General features: G+C 62.9%; 16 protein-coding genes. 10 read left to right on the forward strand and 6 right to left on the reverse strand.

Going from position 1 to position 13,618, the window contains the following annotated elements; genetic code table 11:
• Positions 1 to 7: 7 nt before the first annotated feature.
• On the reverse strand, positions 8 to 187 hold the full coding sequence (locus tag ABSG20_RS04075) for a hypothetical protein (RefSeq protein ID WP_423863202.1): 180 nt from the start codon (positions 185 to 187) through the stop codon (positions 8 to 10).
• Between the two features lie 300 nt (positions 188 to 487).
• Between ABSG20_RS04075 and ABSG20_RS04080 the strand changes: the two genes are divergently transcribed.
• Positions 488 to 1,303 carry an isocitrate lyase/PEP mutase family protein gene (locus ABSG20_RS04080; RefSeq protein ID WP_423863203.1) on the forward strand — a complete coding sequence of 272 codons (816 nt, stop codon included), beginning with the start codon at positions 488 to 490 and terminating at the stop codon, positions 1,301 to 1,303.
• A gap of 68 nt (positions 1,304 to 1,371) precedes the next feature.
• On the opposite strand, the gene ABSG20_RS04085 is transcribed toward ABSG20_RS04080, so the two are convergent.
• Complete coding sequence (locus tag ABSG20_RS04085) at positions 1,372 to 1,902, reverse strand: hypothetical protein (protein ID WP_423863204.1); 531 nt, start codon at positions 1,900 to 1,902, stop codon at positions 1,372 to 1,374.
• 412 nt (positions 1,903 to 2,314) lie between these two features.
• Here ABSG20_RS04085 and ABSG20_RS04090 point away from each other — a divergent pair, with 412 nt between their 5' ends.
• The gene (locus tag ABSG20_RS04090) at positions 2,315 to 5,806 is read left to right on the forward strand and encodes an indolepyruvate ferredoxin oxidoreductase family protein (RefSeq protein ID WP_423863205.1); all 3,492 of its coding nucleotides are present in this window, start codon (positions 2,315 to 2,317) and stop codon (positions 5,804 to 5,806) included.
• A 160-nt stretch (positions 5,807 to 5,966) separates the two neighbouring features.
• On the opposite strand, the gene ABSG20_RS04095 is transcribed toward ABSG20_RS04090, so the two are convergent.
• The 4 genes from ABSG20_RS04095 to ABSG20_RS04110 form a co-directional block, all read right to left on the reverse strand.
• Positions 5,967 to 6,272, reverse strand: coding sequence for a DUF6295 family protein (locus ABSG20_RS04095; protein ID WP_423863206.1), 306 nt, complete (start codon positions 6,270 to 6,272; stop codon positions 5,967 to 5,969).
• An 11-nt stretch (positions 6,273 to 6,283) separates the two neighbouring features.
• Complete coding sequence (locus tag ABSG20_RS04100) at positions 6,284 to 7,033, reverse strand: dienelactone hydrolase family protein (RefSeq protein WP_423863207.1); 750 nt, start codon at positions 7,031 to 7,033, stop codon at positions 6,284 to 6,286.
• A gap of 409 nt (positions 7,034 to 7,442) precedes the next feature.
• Positions 7,443 to 8,294: an SDR family NAD(P)-dependent oxidoreductase gene (locus ABSG20_RS04105; protein ID WP_423863208.1), complete on the reverse strand. Its 852-nt coding sequence runs from the start codon at positions 8,292 to 8,294 to the stop codon at positions 7,443 to 7,445.
• Between the two features lie 18 nt (positions 8,295 to 8,312).
• The gene (locus ABSG20_RS04110; RefSeq protein ID WP_423863209.1) at positions 8,313 to 9,146 is read right to left on the reverse strand and encodes an oxidoreductase; all 834 of its coding nucleotides are present in this window, start codon (positions 9,144 to 9,146) and stop codon (positions 8,313 to 8,315) included.
• 99 nt (positions 9,147 to 9,245) lie between these two features.
• On the opposite strand from ABSG20_RS04110, the gene ABSG20_RS04115 reads away from it, so the two are divergent.
• From ABSG20_RS04115 to ABSG20_RS04150, 8 genes are all read left to right on the forward strand, one after another.
• Positions 9,246 to 9,806: a TetR/AcrR family transcriptional regulator gene (locus ABSG20_RS04115; protein WP_423863210.1), complete on the forward strand. Its 561-nt coding sequence runs from the start codon at positions 9,246 to 9,248 to the stop codon at positions 9,804 to 9,806.
• A gap of 3 nt (positions 9,807 to 9,809) precedes the next feature.
• The gene (locus ABSG20_RS04120) at positions 9,810 to 10,247 is read left to right on the forward strand and encodes an SDR family NAD(P)-dependent oxidoreductase (protein WP_423863211.1); all 438 of its coding nucleotides are present in this window, start codon (positions 9,810 to 9,812) and stop codon (positions 10,245 to 10,247) included.
• Between the two features lie 17 nt (positions 10,248 to 10,264).
• Entirely contained in the window at positions 10,265 to 10,603 is a 339-nt protein-coding gene (locus ABSG20_RS04125; RefSeq protein ID WP_423863212.1) for an SDR family NAD(P)-dependent oxidoreductase, read from the forward strand.
• A 121-nt stretch (positions 10,604 to 10,724) separates the two neighbouring features.
• Entirely contained in the window at positions 10,725 to 10,919 is a 195-nt protein-coding gene (locus ABSG20_RS04130; protein ID WP_423863213.1) for a hypothetical protein, read from the forward strand.
• 371 nt (positions 10,920 to 11,290) lie between these two features.
• Positions 11,291 to 11,584 (forward strand): nucleotidyltransferase family protein, encoded by a 294-nt coding sequence (locus ABSG20_RS04135; RefSeq protein ID WP_423863214.1) that lies wholly within the window; start codon positions 11,291 to 11,293, stop codon positions 11,582 to 11,584.
• Positions 11,581 to 11,976 carry a HepT-like ribonuclease domain-containing protein gene (locus ABSG20_RS04140; protein WP_423863215.1) on the forward strand — a complete coding sequence of 132 codons (396 nt, stop codon included), beginning with the start codon at positions 11,581 to 11,583 and terminating at the stop codon, positions 11,974 to 11,976. Before ABSG20_RS04135 ends, ABSG20_RS04140 begins: the two co-directional genes overlap by 4 nt.
• Before the next feature lie 233 nt (positions 11,977 to 12,209).
• Positions 12,210 to 12,446: a hypothetical protein gene (locus ABSG20_RS04145; protein ID WP_423863216.1), complete on the forward strand. Its 237-nt coding sequence runs from the start codon at positions 12,210 to 12,212 to the stop codon at positions 12,444 to 12,446.
• Positions 12,447 to 12,691: 245 nt separating this feature from the next.
• Positions 12,692 to 12,895, forward strand: coding sequence for a DUF433 domain-containing protein (locus ABSG20_RS04150; RefSeq protein ID WP_423863217.1), 204 nt, complete (start codon positions 12,692 to 12,694; stop codon positions 12,893 to 12,895).
• The last annotated feature ends 723 nt before the right edge of the window (positions 12,896 to 13,618 follow it).

Below are 13,618 nucleotides of genomic sequence, written 5' to 3' on the forward strand. Positions count from 1 at the left end.
GGGACTGTCAGTATTTTGCAGCAACGGGAGCTTTGCCGACCGGATTCTTCCCGATTGGAGCCTTGCCAATCGGCGCCTTGCCGAGGGGCGCCTGTTGATAGACAGGCTGTGCGTGGGGGAAATCGGCGGCGCTGGCGGCCGCCACCAAGGCAAGCGTTGCACCCGCCACAATCACGAATTTCAGCATGCTTTCTCTCCTTCTTGAATGAAGACCCTGGCAGTAGTTTACCGGTTTCTTCTCGGTCACGGTATGAGGATCAAGACAAGGTTCACCAGAATGCGTTGAACTGCGGCAGATATGACACAGTCGGGACTGTTCCATTCCGACACAGGCGCGGGCCGATCGCCCTGAACAAATACCCCGTTAGTCACCATAAGTAATTGAAATTATTATCTTATAGCGCGGCATCTTGCGCGTATTGGCACCAGCCGGCTCGCAGCGCTATGCTGGTTTGCAAGCCAGATGGAGACCTGAGGGAGAGAGATCGTGCCGATGACGACAGCGGAAAAGCGCGCCACCTTTGACAGACTGCACGAGAGCGGCTGTTTCGTGCTGCCCAACCCCTTTGATGTCGGCAGCGCGCGGGCGCTGCAGCATCTGGGCTTCAAGGCGCTCGCTTCCACCAGCGCGGGCTTCGCCTGGTCGATCGGCAAGGCCGACAACCACGTTACCCTCGACGAGGTCTGCGCTCATCTCGCGGCGCTATGCGCTGCGGTCGATCTGCCCGTCAATGCCGATTTCGAGGGCGGCTTTGCGCATGCGCCGGAGCAGGTCGCCGCCAATGTCACACAGGCAGTCAAGACCGGCATCGCCGGGCTCTCGATCGAGGACTCCACCGGCGATAAAGCAAAACCACTTTACGAGCGCGGCCTCGCGGTCGAACGCATCAGGGCGGCGCGCTCAGCCATCGACGCCGACAAGAGCGGGGTGGTGCTGACCGGCCGCTGCGAGGGCTTTCTGGTCGGACAGACCGATCTTGCCATGGTGATCGACCGGCTGCAGGCCTATGCGGCGGCCGGCGCGGATTGCCTGTACGCGCCGGGCATTCGCTCCAAGGAACAGATAGAGGCGGTGGTGAAGGCGGTGCAGCCAAAGCCGGTCAATGTTTTGCTCGGGTGGCCCGGCTTCTCCGTCGCGGAAGCCGCCGAACTCGGGGTCCGCCGCATCAGTGTCGGCGGTTCGCTGGCGCGATCAGCCTGGGGCGGCTTCATGCGGGCCGCAACCGAGATCGCGGAGAAGGGAACGTTCACCGAGCTCGGCAATGGTTATTCCGGCGCTGAGTTGAACAAAATGTTTCGCTGACTCAATCTCTGATTAAAACGCGGCGGGCCGCTAGTGCCCGCCGCGAGAGCTGGTCAAGACGCCTTTATTTATTTGCCTGGGGCCGCGTTATTTGCCGGCGCGGCGTCGCCGATTGGCGGATTGCCGGAACGATTGAGGTCGGTGCCGGTGAACGCCGATGACGGCGCTGTCTGCGGCTGTGCCGGCGCGGCGCCGGTGGTCATTCCCGGCTGGGTGTTGGCGTGGGGGGTGACGTCGCGCATGCCGGGAGGCGCCGCTGGTGACGAAGACTGCGAGGTGTTCTGCACGGTCGAGGCGGTGCCGTTGTGGTTGAACGAGGAGTTGTTCAGTCCGTAGAAGACCGCGCCGAGAACGAGCGCGATGGCGATGGCGTACACCGCGATCCTCCCGCTGCTGGCAGGGCGTTCGGCGAGTTCGGGATCGACCTGCAAGTCATTGTCGAGCTGGGCAGGGTTGCGAAGATCGTTATCGGCACGATTGTCACGGTAGGGATCGCTGGCGCGATAGGGATCGCTGGGGCGATAGGGATCGCTGGGGCGATAGGGATCGCTGGCAAGGTCAGAACGAGCGGGATCGCCGGGGTTGCGTTCATAGGCCATGATGGTTGCCTCCGTTGGGTGCAAGACAACGGCCGGGGGTGGGGAGGGGTTCCTGGTCAGGGCGTTCTTCACCGCCAGTGCCGTTGAAAACCGATTGCGGTGCATCAAAGCGCGATCGCGCGAATCGACGGGCTGGCGCGACCTCCTCCCAGCACCAATATGTCTGTCCTGAACATCTCTGTCCTGGACGGCAGCGAACTGGAGTTGACCGCGCGCCACGTCGTTTCGTCCCTGGCCAGCATTGCGACACAAAGCGAAAACATGGGCGTATTTTCGGGCATGAAATTGCTGCCCGCGGACGCGGGGCTCCATTGCCGAGATTTGTGCTGCGTAGCCCGCAAGAACCGACATAGAGTGGCGCCAACACGCCGAAAACTTCCGCGAGATGAGCCGCTTCGACCAAGAGGGTGGAATGGGAATCAACCAAGGTCCGATCAGTCTTGATCAGAAATACACGCAAGGCTCCGGCCACGTCTTCCTGACCGGGATTCAGGCGCTGGTTCGCCTGCCGATGGCGCAAATCCGCAGGGATCGCGCTGGCGGACTCAACACCGCGGGTTTTGTCACGGGATACCGGGGTTCGCCGCTCGGCGGCTACGACCAGCAACTGGCAGCGGCGCGAAAGCACCTCGAGCAATACAACGTCAAATTCCAGCCCGGCGTCAACGAGGACCTCGCGGCCACCGCGATCTGGGGCTCGCAGCAGCTCAATCTGTCGCCGGGCGCCCGGCATGATGGCGTGGTCGGCATCTGGTACGGCAAGGGCCCGGGCGTCGACCGCTGCGGCGACGTCTTCCGCCACGGCAATGCCGCCGGCTCGGCGAAACACGGCGGCGTGCTCTGTCTTGCCGGCGACGATCACGGCGCGAAATCCTCCACCGTGCCGCATCAGTCGGACCACGCCTTCATCTCGGCGCTGATGCCCTATCTCTATCCCTCCAGCATCCACGAGATGATCGAGATGGGCCTGCTCGGGATTGCGATGTCGCGCTATTCCGGATGCTGGGTCGGCATGAAGGTGATCACCGAAACCGTGGAGACCACGGCCGAGATCGACCTGACCGACGAGATGAAGCCTTTCATCATTCCCGCCGATTTCGAGCTGCCCCCCGGCGGGTTAAATCTGCGCTGGCCCGATGACCGCTACGATCAGGACCGGCGGCTGCAGGACTACAAGGGTTTTGCCGCGATCGCGTTCGCTCGCGCCAACAAGGTCAACCGCATCACCATGGATTCGCCAAATGCGCGGTACGGCATCATGGCCTCCGGCAAGAGCTACGAGGACATCCGCCAGGCGCTGCGCGAACTCGGGGTGACGCCGGAGGTGGCCGCCCAGATCGGCCTGCGGCTCTACAAGATCGGCATGCCGTGGCCGCTGGAGCCGCAAGGCGTGCGCGAATTCGCGGTCGGGCTGGAGGAAATATTCATCATCGAGGAACGCCGCGAGATCGTCGAAAACCAGGTCAAGCAGGAACTGTTCAACTGGCGCGATGACGTGCGGCCGCGCATCGTCGGCAAGATGGACGAGCACGACCAGCGCTTTCTCCCCTTCGCCGAGGAACTCAGCGTGGCTTCATTGGCGAGTTCGCTCACCGAACGGTTGCTGCGGCTCAATCTCAATCCCGAAATTGCCGCCATGCTGCGCTTAAGGGCCGACTGGTTCAATGGCCGGCAGGCCAGCCAGATGCTGGCGGTGGCGCCGATCACGCGCACGCCGTATTTCTGCTCGGGCTGTCCGCACAATACGTCGACCAAGGTGCCTGTGGGCAGCCGCGCCTTCGCCGGCATCGGCTGCCACTTCATGGCGCTGTGGATGGATCGCAACACCGAAACCTTCACCCATATGGGCGGCGAAGGCGTTCCCTGGGTCGGCGTTGCGCCCTTTACCGACGAAAAACACGTGTTCGCCAATCTCGGCGACGGCACCTATTTCCACTCCGGCAGCCTCGCGATCCGTCAGGCCATCGCCTCCAAGGCCAATATCACCTACAAGATCCTCTACAATGACGCGACCGCGATGACTGGTGGCCAGCATGTCGACGGCGAATTATCGCCGCAGCAGATTACCTTCCAGCTGCACTCCGAAGGCATCCGCGACATCTATTTGGTCTCGGAAAATCCCGACGCCTATCCGGTTTCCGACATCGCGCCCGGCACCAAGACCGCGCATCGCGACCAGCTCGACGCCGTCATGAAGACGCTGCGCGAGGTCAAGGGCGCCTCGGCCATCGTGTTCGTGCAGACCTGTGCTGCGGAGAAGCGCCGCCGCCGCAAGCGCGGAACGCTGGAAGACCCGAAACGCCGCGTCATCATCAATTCCGCCGTCTGCGAAGGCTGCGGCGATTGTTCGGTGCAATCGAACTGCATCTCGGTAGAGCCGCTGGAGACCGAACTGGGGCGCAAGCGCACCATCAATCAGTCGACCTGCAACAAGGACTATTCCTGCCTGAAGGGATTTTGTCCGTCCTTTGTCACCGTCGATGGCGGCCAATTGCGCCGCCGCGCGCCTGCGGATCTCGGTAACATCGGCGAACTGCCGGAACCGGCATCGCGTCCCCAGCTGCAGCGACCCTATAACGTGGCCGTCGGCGGCGTCGGCGGCACCGGTGTTTTGACCATCGGCGCGCTGCTCGGCATGGCCGCCCATATCGAGGGCAAGGCCAGCATGATCCTGGATATGAGCGGCCTCGCGCAAAAGGGCGGCGCGGTGCTGAGCCATGTCCGGCTGTCCGAACATACCGCCGATGTCACCTGTTCGCGGATCGTGACCGGCACCGCCGATCTGGTGATTGCCGCCGACGAGGTGGTGGCGGCCGCCAAGGAAACCATCACGCTCTGCGATTCCAGCCGCACTTACGGCGTCATCAACAGCCACCTCATCCCAACCGCCGATTTCATCCTGAACCGCGATTTCAATTTCCAGAGCCGCAAGGTCAACCACGTCCTGGAAACGGCGTTGCGCCAGGATTCCTCGTTCCTCGATTTCACCAGACCCGCCGAGGCCCTGCTTGGCGATTCCATCGCCACCAACATGATGATGATGGGCTATGCCTATCAGAAGGGATGGTTGCCGCTGCAGGCCGCCTCAATCGAGCAGGCGATCGAGGTCAACGGGGTAGCCGTCAAGATGAACACGCAGGCCTTCCGGCTCGGGCGCCTTGCGGTGGCGGATCCGGCGCGGCTGGCTGCCATGATGAAGGGGCAGGACGCCGACGTCGCTCCCAAAACGCAGGATGCGATGTCGCTCGACGAAATCATCGCGCACCGCAGCGCGCTGTTGACCGATTACCAGAACGCCAGGCTTGCCGGGCGTTACCGGAACCTCGTCAAGCAGGTGCGCGACGCCGCGCTCCATGGCGGCTTCGGCGAGGAGTTGCCGCGCGCGGTGGCGATCAACTATGCCAAGCTGCTCGCCTACAAGGACGAGTACGAGGTGGCGCGGCTTTACACCGATGGCCGGTTCGAACGGCAGATCCGCGATCAATTCGACGGCGATTTCAAGATCAGTTTCAATCTCGCGCCGCCGCTGCTCGGGGGGGCCAAGGATGCCCTGGGGCGGCCGCGCAAGCGCGCGTTCGGCGCCTGGCTGATGCCGCTGTTCCGGGCGTTGGCAAAAATGCGTGGCCTGCGCGGCACCGCATTGGATATCTTCGGCTACAGCGCCGACCGCAGGCTGGAGCGCGAGCTGATTGCAGCTTACGAAAAGGACACAGCCCAGGTGCTCTCGGTGCTGTCGCCGCTCAATCTGGACACCGCGATCGAACTGTTGTCGCTGCCGGATCGCATCCGCGGCTACGGCCCGGTGAAGGAGAAAGCGGTCGGGGATGCCAAGGCGCGCTACACGCAGCTGGCGAACGACCTGGTCAACCCGCCGCCGGCGCCCCGGCAGATCGCGGCGGAGTAGGTCTCTCGCGCAACAATCGTCGTCCCGGCCTTGAGCCGGGACCTATCACCACCGGCTTTAGTTGTTGCGCGAAAGCCGTCGAACAGCCTCTATCAAAACGACCGCCGCGGCGTTTGGGTCCCTGCTTTCGCAGGGACGACAAAGGCACTGATTTGCCTCGTCACGCCGCCCGAACCAGGCTGGGCAGGGCGCTCTTGCCCCTCACTTCCGCTTCCTCGAATTCGGCGGCGGCAATCGCCCGGTCGAGCGCGGCGCGCAGCCCCCTGGCCGTCTCCAGCGTCAGCTCGATCCCGGCCCGCGCTCCGGGGTCGAGATCGGTGTTGATGAAGTCGAGCGTGATGACGTCGCCGAGCGGCGCGTGGCGCGCGTGGTCATAGGCAACCACCGCCAGCGTCAGCGGGAACCATTGGTCCCCGCGCTTTGCCATACCTTCCGCGCGCGCGATCTCGATGATGGACGTGCACATGTTCGCAACTCCTATTTCGCCAGATGCTTGCTGAAGAAGGTGAGCACCTTGCTCCAGCCATCCATCGCCGACTCGGGCCGGTACAGCGGCCGGTGCCAGTACCAGATTCCATGGCCGGCGCCGTCGTAGAAGTGGAACTCGTGCGTCTTGCCGTGTTTCTTGAGCTCGGCTTCGTGCTGGTTCACCTGCTCGGGGCTCGGTGCGCGGTCGTCATTGCCGAAGATGCCGATCAGCGGGCAGCAGAGGTCCTTGGTCATGTCGATCGGCGCGACCGGCGTCTTGGCATTGAGTTCCTCCTTGCCCATCACCACGCGGCCGCCCCAGAGTTCGGCGCAGGCGTCGACGTCCTTCTTCTGGCAGGCATAAATGAAGGCGTGACGGCCGCCGGAACAGGAGCCAAAAAGGCCGACCTTGCCGTTGTGATTGGATTGTGCGCGCATCCATTTCACCGCGGCCTCGGTATCACCGACCATCTGGGCATCGGGAATGCCCCCGTCGGCGCGCACCTTGGCGGCGACGTCGTCCGGGTTGCCGTTGCCGGAACGCTCATAGAGGTTGGCGCAGATCGCAAGATACCCATGATGGGCAAGGCGTCGCGTGGTCTCGATGTAGAACTCGCTCCAGCCGGGGAGATGGTGGACCAGCACCACGCCCGGAAACGGACCGGGACCGGAAGGCTTGGCCACATAAGCGGTAATCGGGGTTCCCTTGTCGCCTTTGATGGTCACGTTTTCGCAGGTCATGCCTCGGTAGAATGACATCGCTATTCCTCCATGGGCATCGGCGCTTGTTGCCCGACGGTGCATCGCGGCGCCATGCGGTCATCGACAGGTGGCGCTTGCGGCCCTTGCCTGGCGGGCCGCATCGCGGCCAGTATTCGACAATCGCATACCCGGCGCAACAAGCCGCGCGCACAGGGCGGCCATGTCCGCGCCTTCATGGTGACCCGCCGAAAAGAAACCACCCTTCGCTTTGCCGGAGCGTTCACTGACACCCCCCTTGCGCGAAAATAGGAGGCACTACGTTTACACGCACGTTTAAAGTCGCGAAACAGTGGTGTCCCCTATTACACAAAATGACCACTCTTCCAGCGGAACCCTGTCGTCCTGATTGCCGAGGGGGGCCAGCAGCGCGTTGCAGCTCCGGCGCGGCGCCCTCCGGCGAAAGCCGTCAGACGAAATCCAGGACCTGCATTCGAGAGACGCCCTGGGCGGCGTTCGAGGTGGCCTGCCAGGCTTCCCACAGGGCCAGCCGCTCAGCGAAGGCGGCGCGGACCACGGACATGCCTTCCGTGCCGAGGAAGATGCGGAGCGGCGGGTGTTCCGAGTCGATTACCTTCAACACGGCCGGCAAGGTTGCCTGAGGATCACCGAACTCGATCTGTGCGCCATAGGCGAACAGCTGCGCCCGGATGCCGGCGTAGGCGTCCAGTCCGGGTGCGATCTTGAGCGAAGCCTGGCTGCCGAAGTCAGTGGCGTAGGCTCCGGGTTCAATCAGGGTCACCTTGATCCCAAACCCGGCCACCTCCTTGGAAAGGCCCTCATGCAGCGCTTCGAAGGCCCATTTGGACGCGTTGTAGAAGCTCATGACCGGCCCGGCGGAGACCCCCGCGACGCTGGATACGCCCAGGATATGGCCGCCGCCCTGCTTGCGCAGCAGCGGCAGCACCGTCTGGATCACCGCGAGCGCGCCAAAGAAGTTCGTTTCGAATTCCGCGCGGACCTCCGCCTCAGTCGCCTCTTCTACCGCGCCCAGCAAGGCATAGCCCGCATTGTTGATCACCACGTCCAACCGCCCGAAGTGGTCGTGAGCCTTCGGAATGACGGCCTCGACCTGTTCACGCTTAGTCACGTCCAGCGCCAACGGCAGGACCGCATCGCCGTACTTTTTGGCGAGGTCGGAAAGCGACTCCACGGAACGGGCGGTGGCCACGACTTTGTCGCCCCGCGCCAGCGCGCCCTCCGCCCAGATGCGGCCAAAGCCGCGCGACGCGCCCGTGATGAACCATACTTTGTCGGACATAGACATTTCCTTTCGTTGTTAATACTGGACTTTATTCATCGACCTTCGTGCCCGGTCGGTCGCCAGCCGTATGACCGTGTCGAAGCCGCGATCGGATAGTGTGCGGCGCAGGAACAGGGCGATCCTGGCCCCGCCACCGGCGGGATAGCGTGTCCTGGGCCGACTCGACCGCACCGCCTTGACGATGGTGGCGGCAACGTCGCTGGGCGGTCCCGGCAACGACCCTTCGCTGACCGAGGCCATCATCCGGATATGGACGCGCGCGCCGTCGCGATACGGCCCCTCGCCCGAATGCCGGGTCAGGCTGTCGCGCGCGATCCCGCCCCATGCGGTGCGCGTCGCCCCCGGCTCGATAATAACGACATCGATGCCGAACGGGCGCAACTCCATGCGCAGCGAATCGCTGAGCCCCTCCAGCGCATGCTTGCTGGCATGATACCAGGTGCCGAATGGTTCGCCGATCTTCCCGCTAACCGACGAGACGTTGACGATCCGCCCGGCGCGCTGCGCCCGCATCGTCGGCAGGACGAGCTGGGTCAGGCGCGCCAGGCCGAAAATGTTGACCTCGAACTGCCGCCGCCCCTCGTCCAACGGCACATCCTCCAACGCGCCGTAAGAGCCATAGCCGGCATTGTTGACCAGGACGTCGATGCGCCCCGTCTCGCGCAGGATGGCGTCAACGGCGGCGGTCATTGATGCGTCGTCGGTCACGTCGAGCGACAACACGCGCGCGCCCGCGGCTTCGAGCGAACGCATGGCATCGACTCGCCGCGCGCCAGCATAGACGATGTAGCCGGCGGCAAGCAGGCCCTTGGCCGTTTCCTCGCCGATCCCGGATGAAGCTCCGGTCACCAATGCCGTTCCCGCCATCTCGATGTCCTTTTACAAAATGACAAAATATGTTCATACGTCCATTATTGACGTTTGGACGGAAGTTGTCAAGTGTGCGTCATGAGCGACGACAAAAAGAGTAGGATCCTGGCGTCGGCCCGGTCCGTGTTCCTGCGCTACGGCTACAAGCGGGTGAACATGAACGACATAGCCGATGCTGCGGGCGTGTCGCGTCCGGCGTTGTACGTTCTGTTCAAGAACAAGGAAGAGATTTTCATCGAGGCGTATCTGCGTTGGATCGACGAAACCATCGCGCAGGTTGAAGCGGCGATGGCGCAGACCGCGTTGCCCAAGGACAAACTGGCGCGCGCCTTCGAAATCTGGGCGGTCGGTCCGTTCGAGATGACGAGGGCATCGCCCGCGGCGGAGGAACTGGTCGATTGCAATTTCGCGTTCGCGCAGGCCCCCCGCGAGCAGGGCTATGCGATCTTCGAGGCGACGATCGCGCCGGTGGTGGCGAAGCTGAGCGAAACCCTTCCGGCGGCATCGCGCATCGCTCCCGGCCGAATCGCGCATGTCCTGGTGAGTGCCGTGCGCGGCTTCAAGCAGACCGCCGCGACGCCGGACGACATGCGGCAGCTCATTGACGACCTTTTGCTGTTGTCGTTCGGACCGAGTTAGCGCGTGCCGGTCGTCGCCCGGCGAGAGCTGGAGAAGATCATGGCAGACTTTGGTTTTGAAAGCACGACGGACGAAGGGCTCGCCGGACAGGATCTGTCGGGCAAGACCGCACTCGTCACTGGAGGTACCTCCGGGATCGGGTGGGAGACGGCGCGCGCTCTTGCCGCCGCCGGTGCGCATGTCGTCATTACCGCGCGCGACGCGACGAAGGCCGACGAAGCGATCGGTACCTTGCGCGAGGCCGTGCCGGCCAGCTTGTTCGACTTCGTCGTGCTCGAACTGGCGTCTCCGGCCAGCGTGCGCGACGCGGCCAAGGACATTCTCGCAAGGTTTCCCGCGATCAATATCCTTATCAACAATGCGGGCGTTATGACGACGCCGTTCGGTCGCACCGCCGACGGGTTCGAAACGCAGTTCGGTACCAACCATATCGCCGGCTGAGGTCGCATGGCGTCCGGGTGTTCGGCGTCCACCCGGGCCTCATCAACGCCAATCTGCACCGTCACCTGACCAAGGAGATCCTCGCCAAGCTCAGCGCTGCGGCGGCGACCGGTGGTGCACAGGTGGCGCCGCAAATGAGAAAGACCATCCCGCAAGGCGCGGCGACCAGCGTCTGGGCGGCTACGGCGCCCGAGCTGGACGGCAAGGGCGGGCTGTATCTCCAGGATTGCGGTATCGCGCCGCCAGCGACGCCGGAGGTGACGGGGGTCAAGCTCTATGCGCTCGACCCTGCCGCGGCGGCACAGCTGTGGGAGATTTCGGAACGCATGGTGGGCGAGAAATTCGCCCTTTCCTGACGGGAGCCTTGCCATGCCCGTATTTCTCAGAGCACTCTATCAGAACGGTCCCGTGTTTGCGGCCTTGGCGCGGCGCTCGTCCAAAATCTCCTTCGTGAGGTGGCGTTGGAGATTGGTTTGAATGGCGCCGGGATGGGCGCCGGAACGCTCGGACGCCATATGGACTAAGACGCCGGTCGAGCTCGACAGCGAACAACATATTGGCCGTCTTGGCCTGGGCGTAGGCTTGGCCTCGTGGCGTCCGGATGCCTCGGGCTCGCTTCAAGACTATGTCAACGAAAGCTTCGCGGCGTTGCGCTCGGAAATGCTGACCTGACTCGTATTGGATAGGCACGGCGCTGAGTGCTGCCCCCGAACCCACCGTCGCTCGCCTATCGGGCGAGCGAGCGACGGTGGCTCCGGGGGGATGGCTTTCGGCCTCCTTCCAAAAGCAAGGAAGAAAGCCCCCACCCGCAACCCGTCCCTAATTTCTATGTCTCAACACAAGGGGGCACTCCAGATCGTTTCCTGATTGACGAATGTTTCAGCGGATCGTTGGTTGCCGCCACGAAAGCGCGAGGATACGATGCGGAAGACGTGCCGAGAGCAGCGCAGGGCTTTCCTGTTGCCCGCTGGTTGTCTATATTTCTAAGCAGGTTTGGAGCGCCCCCCGCGGGGAGAAGCCATTCTGGAAGGTCAATCAGATCCATGAGACCATCGATTTCCGTCGCGGAGCACCGGGATCAGGTTCGAGAGATCCTGGACCGCGCAGGCATGGGCAATGCGAGGGTTTTCGGTTCGGCCGCCCGAGGCGAGGACACCGATCGAAGCGATCTAGACATCCTGATCGACGCGCCTCCTGGGACCACGCTGTACGATCTCGCGCGGGTCGAACTGGAGTTGGAAGCGCTTCTCGGCTGCAAGGTCGAGGTATTGACGAAAGGCTTCCTGGCGCCCGATGTTGCCGAGAACGTGGGCAACGACCTCACACCGATTCCATGACCAAACGCTCGGAGCACGAGTGGCTGGCAGACATAATATCCTGGGGCGAGCGCCTTCAACGACATGTCGACGGCATCGATCGCACCACCTTCCTCGGTAGCGAAATCATCCAGGACGCCGTCTGCAAGTGCATCGAAGCGCTGGGCGAGGCAGCGGGGAAGCTCGACGATCTGGCTCCGGAACTGGACCGGGCCCTCCCGGGTCTTAACCTCAAGCTCGCCCGTAAGATGCGCGACCGTATCTCTCACGGATACTACAGGATCGACTGGGACATCATATGGGACACGGCCGTCACGTCGGTGCCCGAGACCGTGGAAGCGGCGAGATCCCTCATGCGGAAATACGATTCCGACGACGGCGCCGGCCGGCGAGCCTCGGGCCCTCCCGTTTGAGCGCCCGCAGCGCCAAGCGCCTTTCCGAAGGTCCTAGAAGAATGGCGTAAATCACGAAGTGGCACGGAAGTCATCCGCAACCCGGCCATCGTGGGCGACCAGCAAGCGAGCCCGGATCAGCGAAACGACATACGGGATTTCCCTTATGCCCCGCGTATCGTTATGCTCATGGGGTTACTCGCTATTGCGCGAACCTGCAGACAGTCGCGGGCAACTGTGTTATGTTGCTTCTCATGAAGACGAAAAAATTGACCGAAGTCCTGGAACGCGTCGAGGCATGGCCGGCCGATGTCCAGAACGAGCTTGCCGAGTTCGCGCTTGAACTCGATGCCGGATTGAAGGGTGGTGAATACCAGCCGACGCCGGACGAGTTGGCGGGCATCGATCGCGGCCTGCGCGCCGCTGCCGAAGGTCGTTTTGCCGGCGAGCAAGAGGTCGAGGCCGCGTTCGCAAAATTCCGCGGTCGATGAACGTTGTCTACACCGACGAAGCGATCAAGGACCTCGCTGCCATAGCCGACTGGCTTGCCGTTCGCTACCCGGCGGTCGACGCCGGCTGTCGAGCGGCGCATACGGCGCGTCGTCGCTCATATCGCGCGGTGGCCGGCCAGTTCGCGCCCGACCCCGAACCGGCAGGGCGTTCGCATGGTGCCGCTCGGACGCTATCCCTACAAAATCTTTTATAGCGTTACCGACGACACGACGACCCCACTGTGATGAGCGGTGACCCCGTGGTAAAGGGAACGCGAATTCCGGCCGAAACCTTCTTGAGCTATCTGCGCGCGGGTTATTCGCCGCAAGCGATCTTCGAGCATTATCCGAGCCTGCCGGTCGATGGGATCGAAGCGGTCATTCGATCGGCGGAGAAGACCTATGGCGCCGCCTGGAAGTCGCGCGCGCTGCCCACGGCCGCTCGTTGAGGGATCGTTTCCTGATTGACGAATGTGCCGCCGACTGCGGCTGCGCGCCAGCGCGCGGATTTCGATGGGAGCACTTGGCATCATGTGAATTCAGCCTCCAGGTTTGGCGCGCCGGTTGGATAGTCCGGCGCAGGCTTGTTGACGGCAACAAAAAACCCGCGACCGGTGTCCCGGCGCGGGCATCTGATGGCTGCAATGGTGACAATGTGCCGGTGATTTGCCCGACGTGTCAAATTATTTCTCGTCCTTCTTCTCGTCCTTCGAACTGGCCAATGAGGCCGCGCCGACGAGATAGGCGCGCCCTTGGTGGGGTGTTTCGAGGTTGTCAATAGCTCAATAAAAAAATATTTCCGTTTACTTTTTGTTCGAATCAGTCTAGAAGCTGTTTCGTCTCATCCCACCAAGAGGGGCGGCTCGCGATCGTCATGAACGCGGGATGAGATGCGGTGGACGCGGCAGCGTCAGGCGTGCGACGGTTCGCAGGGCGGGGGGCGGTATGCCAAGCGTGAGCGAATACCTCGCAGGCAAGACGACGGCGCTGAAGCGTACGGGGAAAACGTGTGGTCCTGGCACCCAACGCTGGTGTCAAGTCTTCGGAGGTTTCGTTCGGCTCAACCGGGTCGGACCAACCTTAATCCGAAGGCGACGGTAGCAACAGAGCTTATCTTGCCGGGGAGAGCGCGTCATAAACCGTAAAACCATTGTGTGGGGAATGCCGGATGA

Origin of the sequence: Bradyrhizobium sp. (genome assembly GCF_049512235.1) — a bacterium.
Lineage (GTDB): Bacteria > Pseudomonadota > Alphaproteobacteria > Rhizobiales > Xanthobacteraceae > Bradyrhizobium.

Coding starts and splice junctions, on each gene's coding strand:
- ABSG20_RS04145 (WP_423863216.1), top strand. CDS start 12,210: ATGAAGACGAAAAAATTGACCGAAGTCCTGGAACGCGTCGAGGCATGG.
- ABSG20_RS04130 (WP_423863213.1), top strand. CDS start 10,725: ATGGCGCCGGGATGGGCGCCGGAACGCTCGGACGCCATATGGACTAAG.
- ABSG20_RS04135 (WP_423863214.1), top strand. CDS start 11,291: ATGAGACCATCGATTTCCGTCGCGGAGCACCGGGATCAGGTTCGAGAG.
- ABSG20_RS04100 (WP_423863207.1), bottom strand. CDS start 7,033: ATGTCATTCTACCGAGGCATGACCTGCGAAAACGTGACCATCAAAGGC.
- ABSG20_RS04085 (WP_423863204.1), bottom strand. CDS start 1,902: ATGGCCTATGAACGCAACCCCGGCGATCCCGCTCGTTCTGACCTTGCC.
- ABSG20_RS04150 (WP_423863217.1), top strand. CDS start 12,692: ATGAGCGGTGACCCCGTGGTAAAGGGAACGCGAATTCCGGCCGAAACC.
- ABSG20_RS04105 (WP_423863208.1), bottom strand. CDS start 8,294: ATGTCCGACAAAGTATGGTTCATCACGGGCGCGTCGCGCGGCTTTGGC.
- ABSG20_RS04115 (WP_423863210.1), top strand. CDS start 9,246: ATGAGCGACGACAAAAAGAGTAGGATCCTGGCGTCGGCCCGGTCCGTG.
- ABSG20_RS04140 (WP_423863215.1), top strand. CDS start 11,581: ATGACCAAACGCTCGGAGCACGAGTGGCTGGCAGACATAATATCCTGG.
- ABSG20_RS04090 (WP_423863205.1), top strand. CDS start 2,315: ATGGGAATCAACCAAGGTCCGATCAGTCTTGATCAGAAATACACGCAA.
- ABSG20_RS04075 (WP_423863202.1), bottom strand. CDS start 187: ATGCTGAAATTCGTGATTGTGGCGGGTGCAACGCTTGCCTTGGTGGCG.
- ABSG20_RS04095 (WP_423863206.1), bottom strand. CDS start 6,272: ATGTGCACGTCCATCATCGAGATCGCGCGCGCGGAAGGTATGGCAAAG.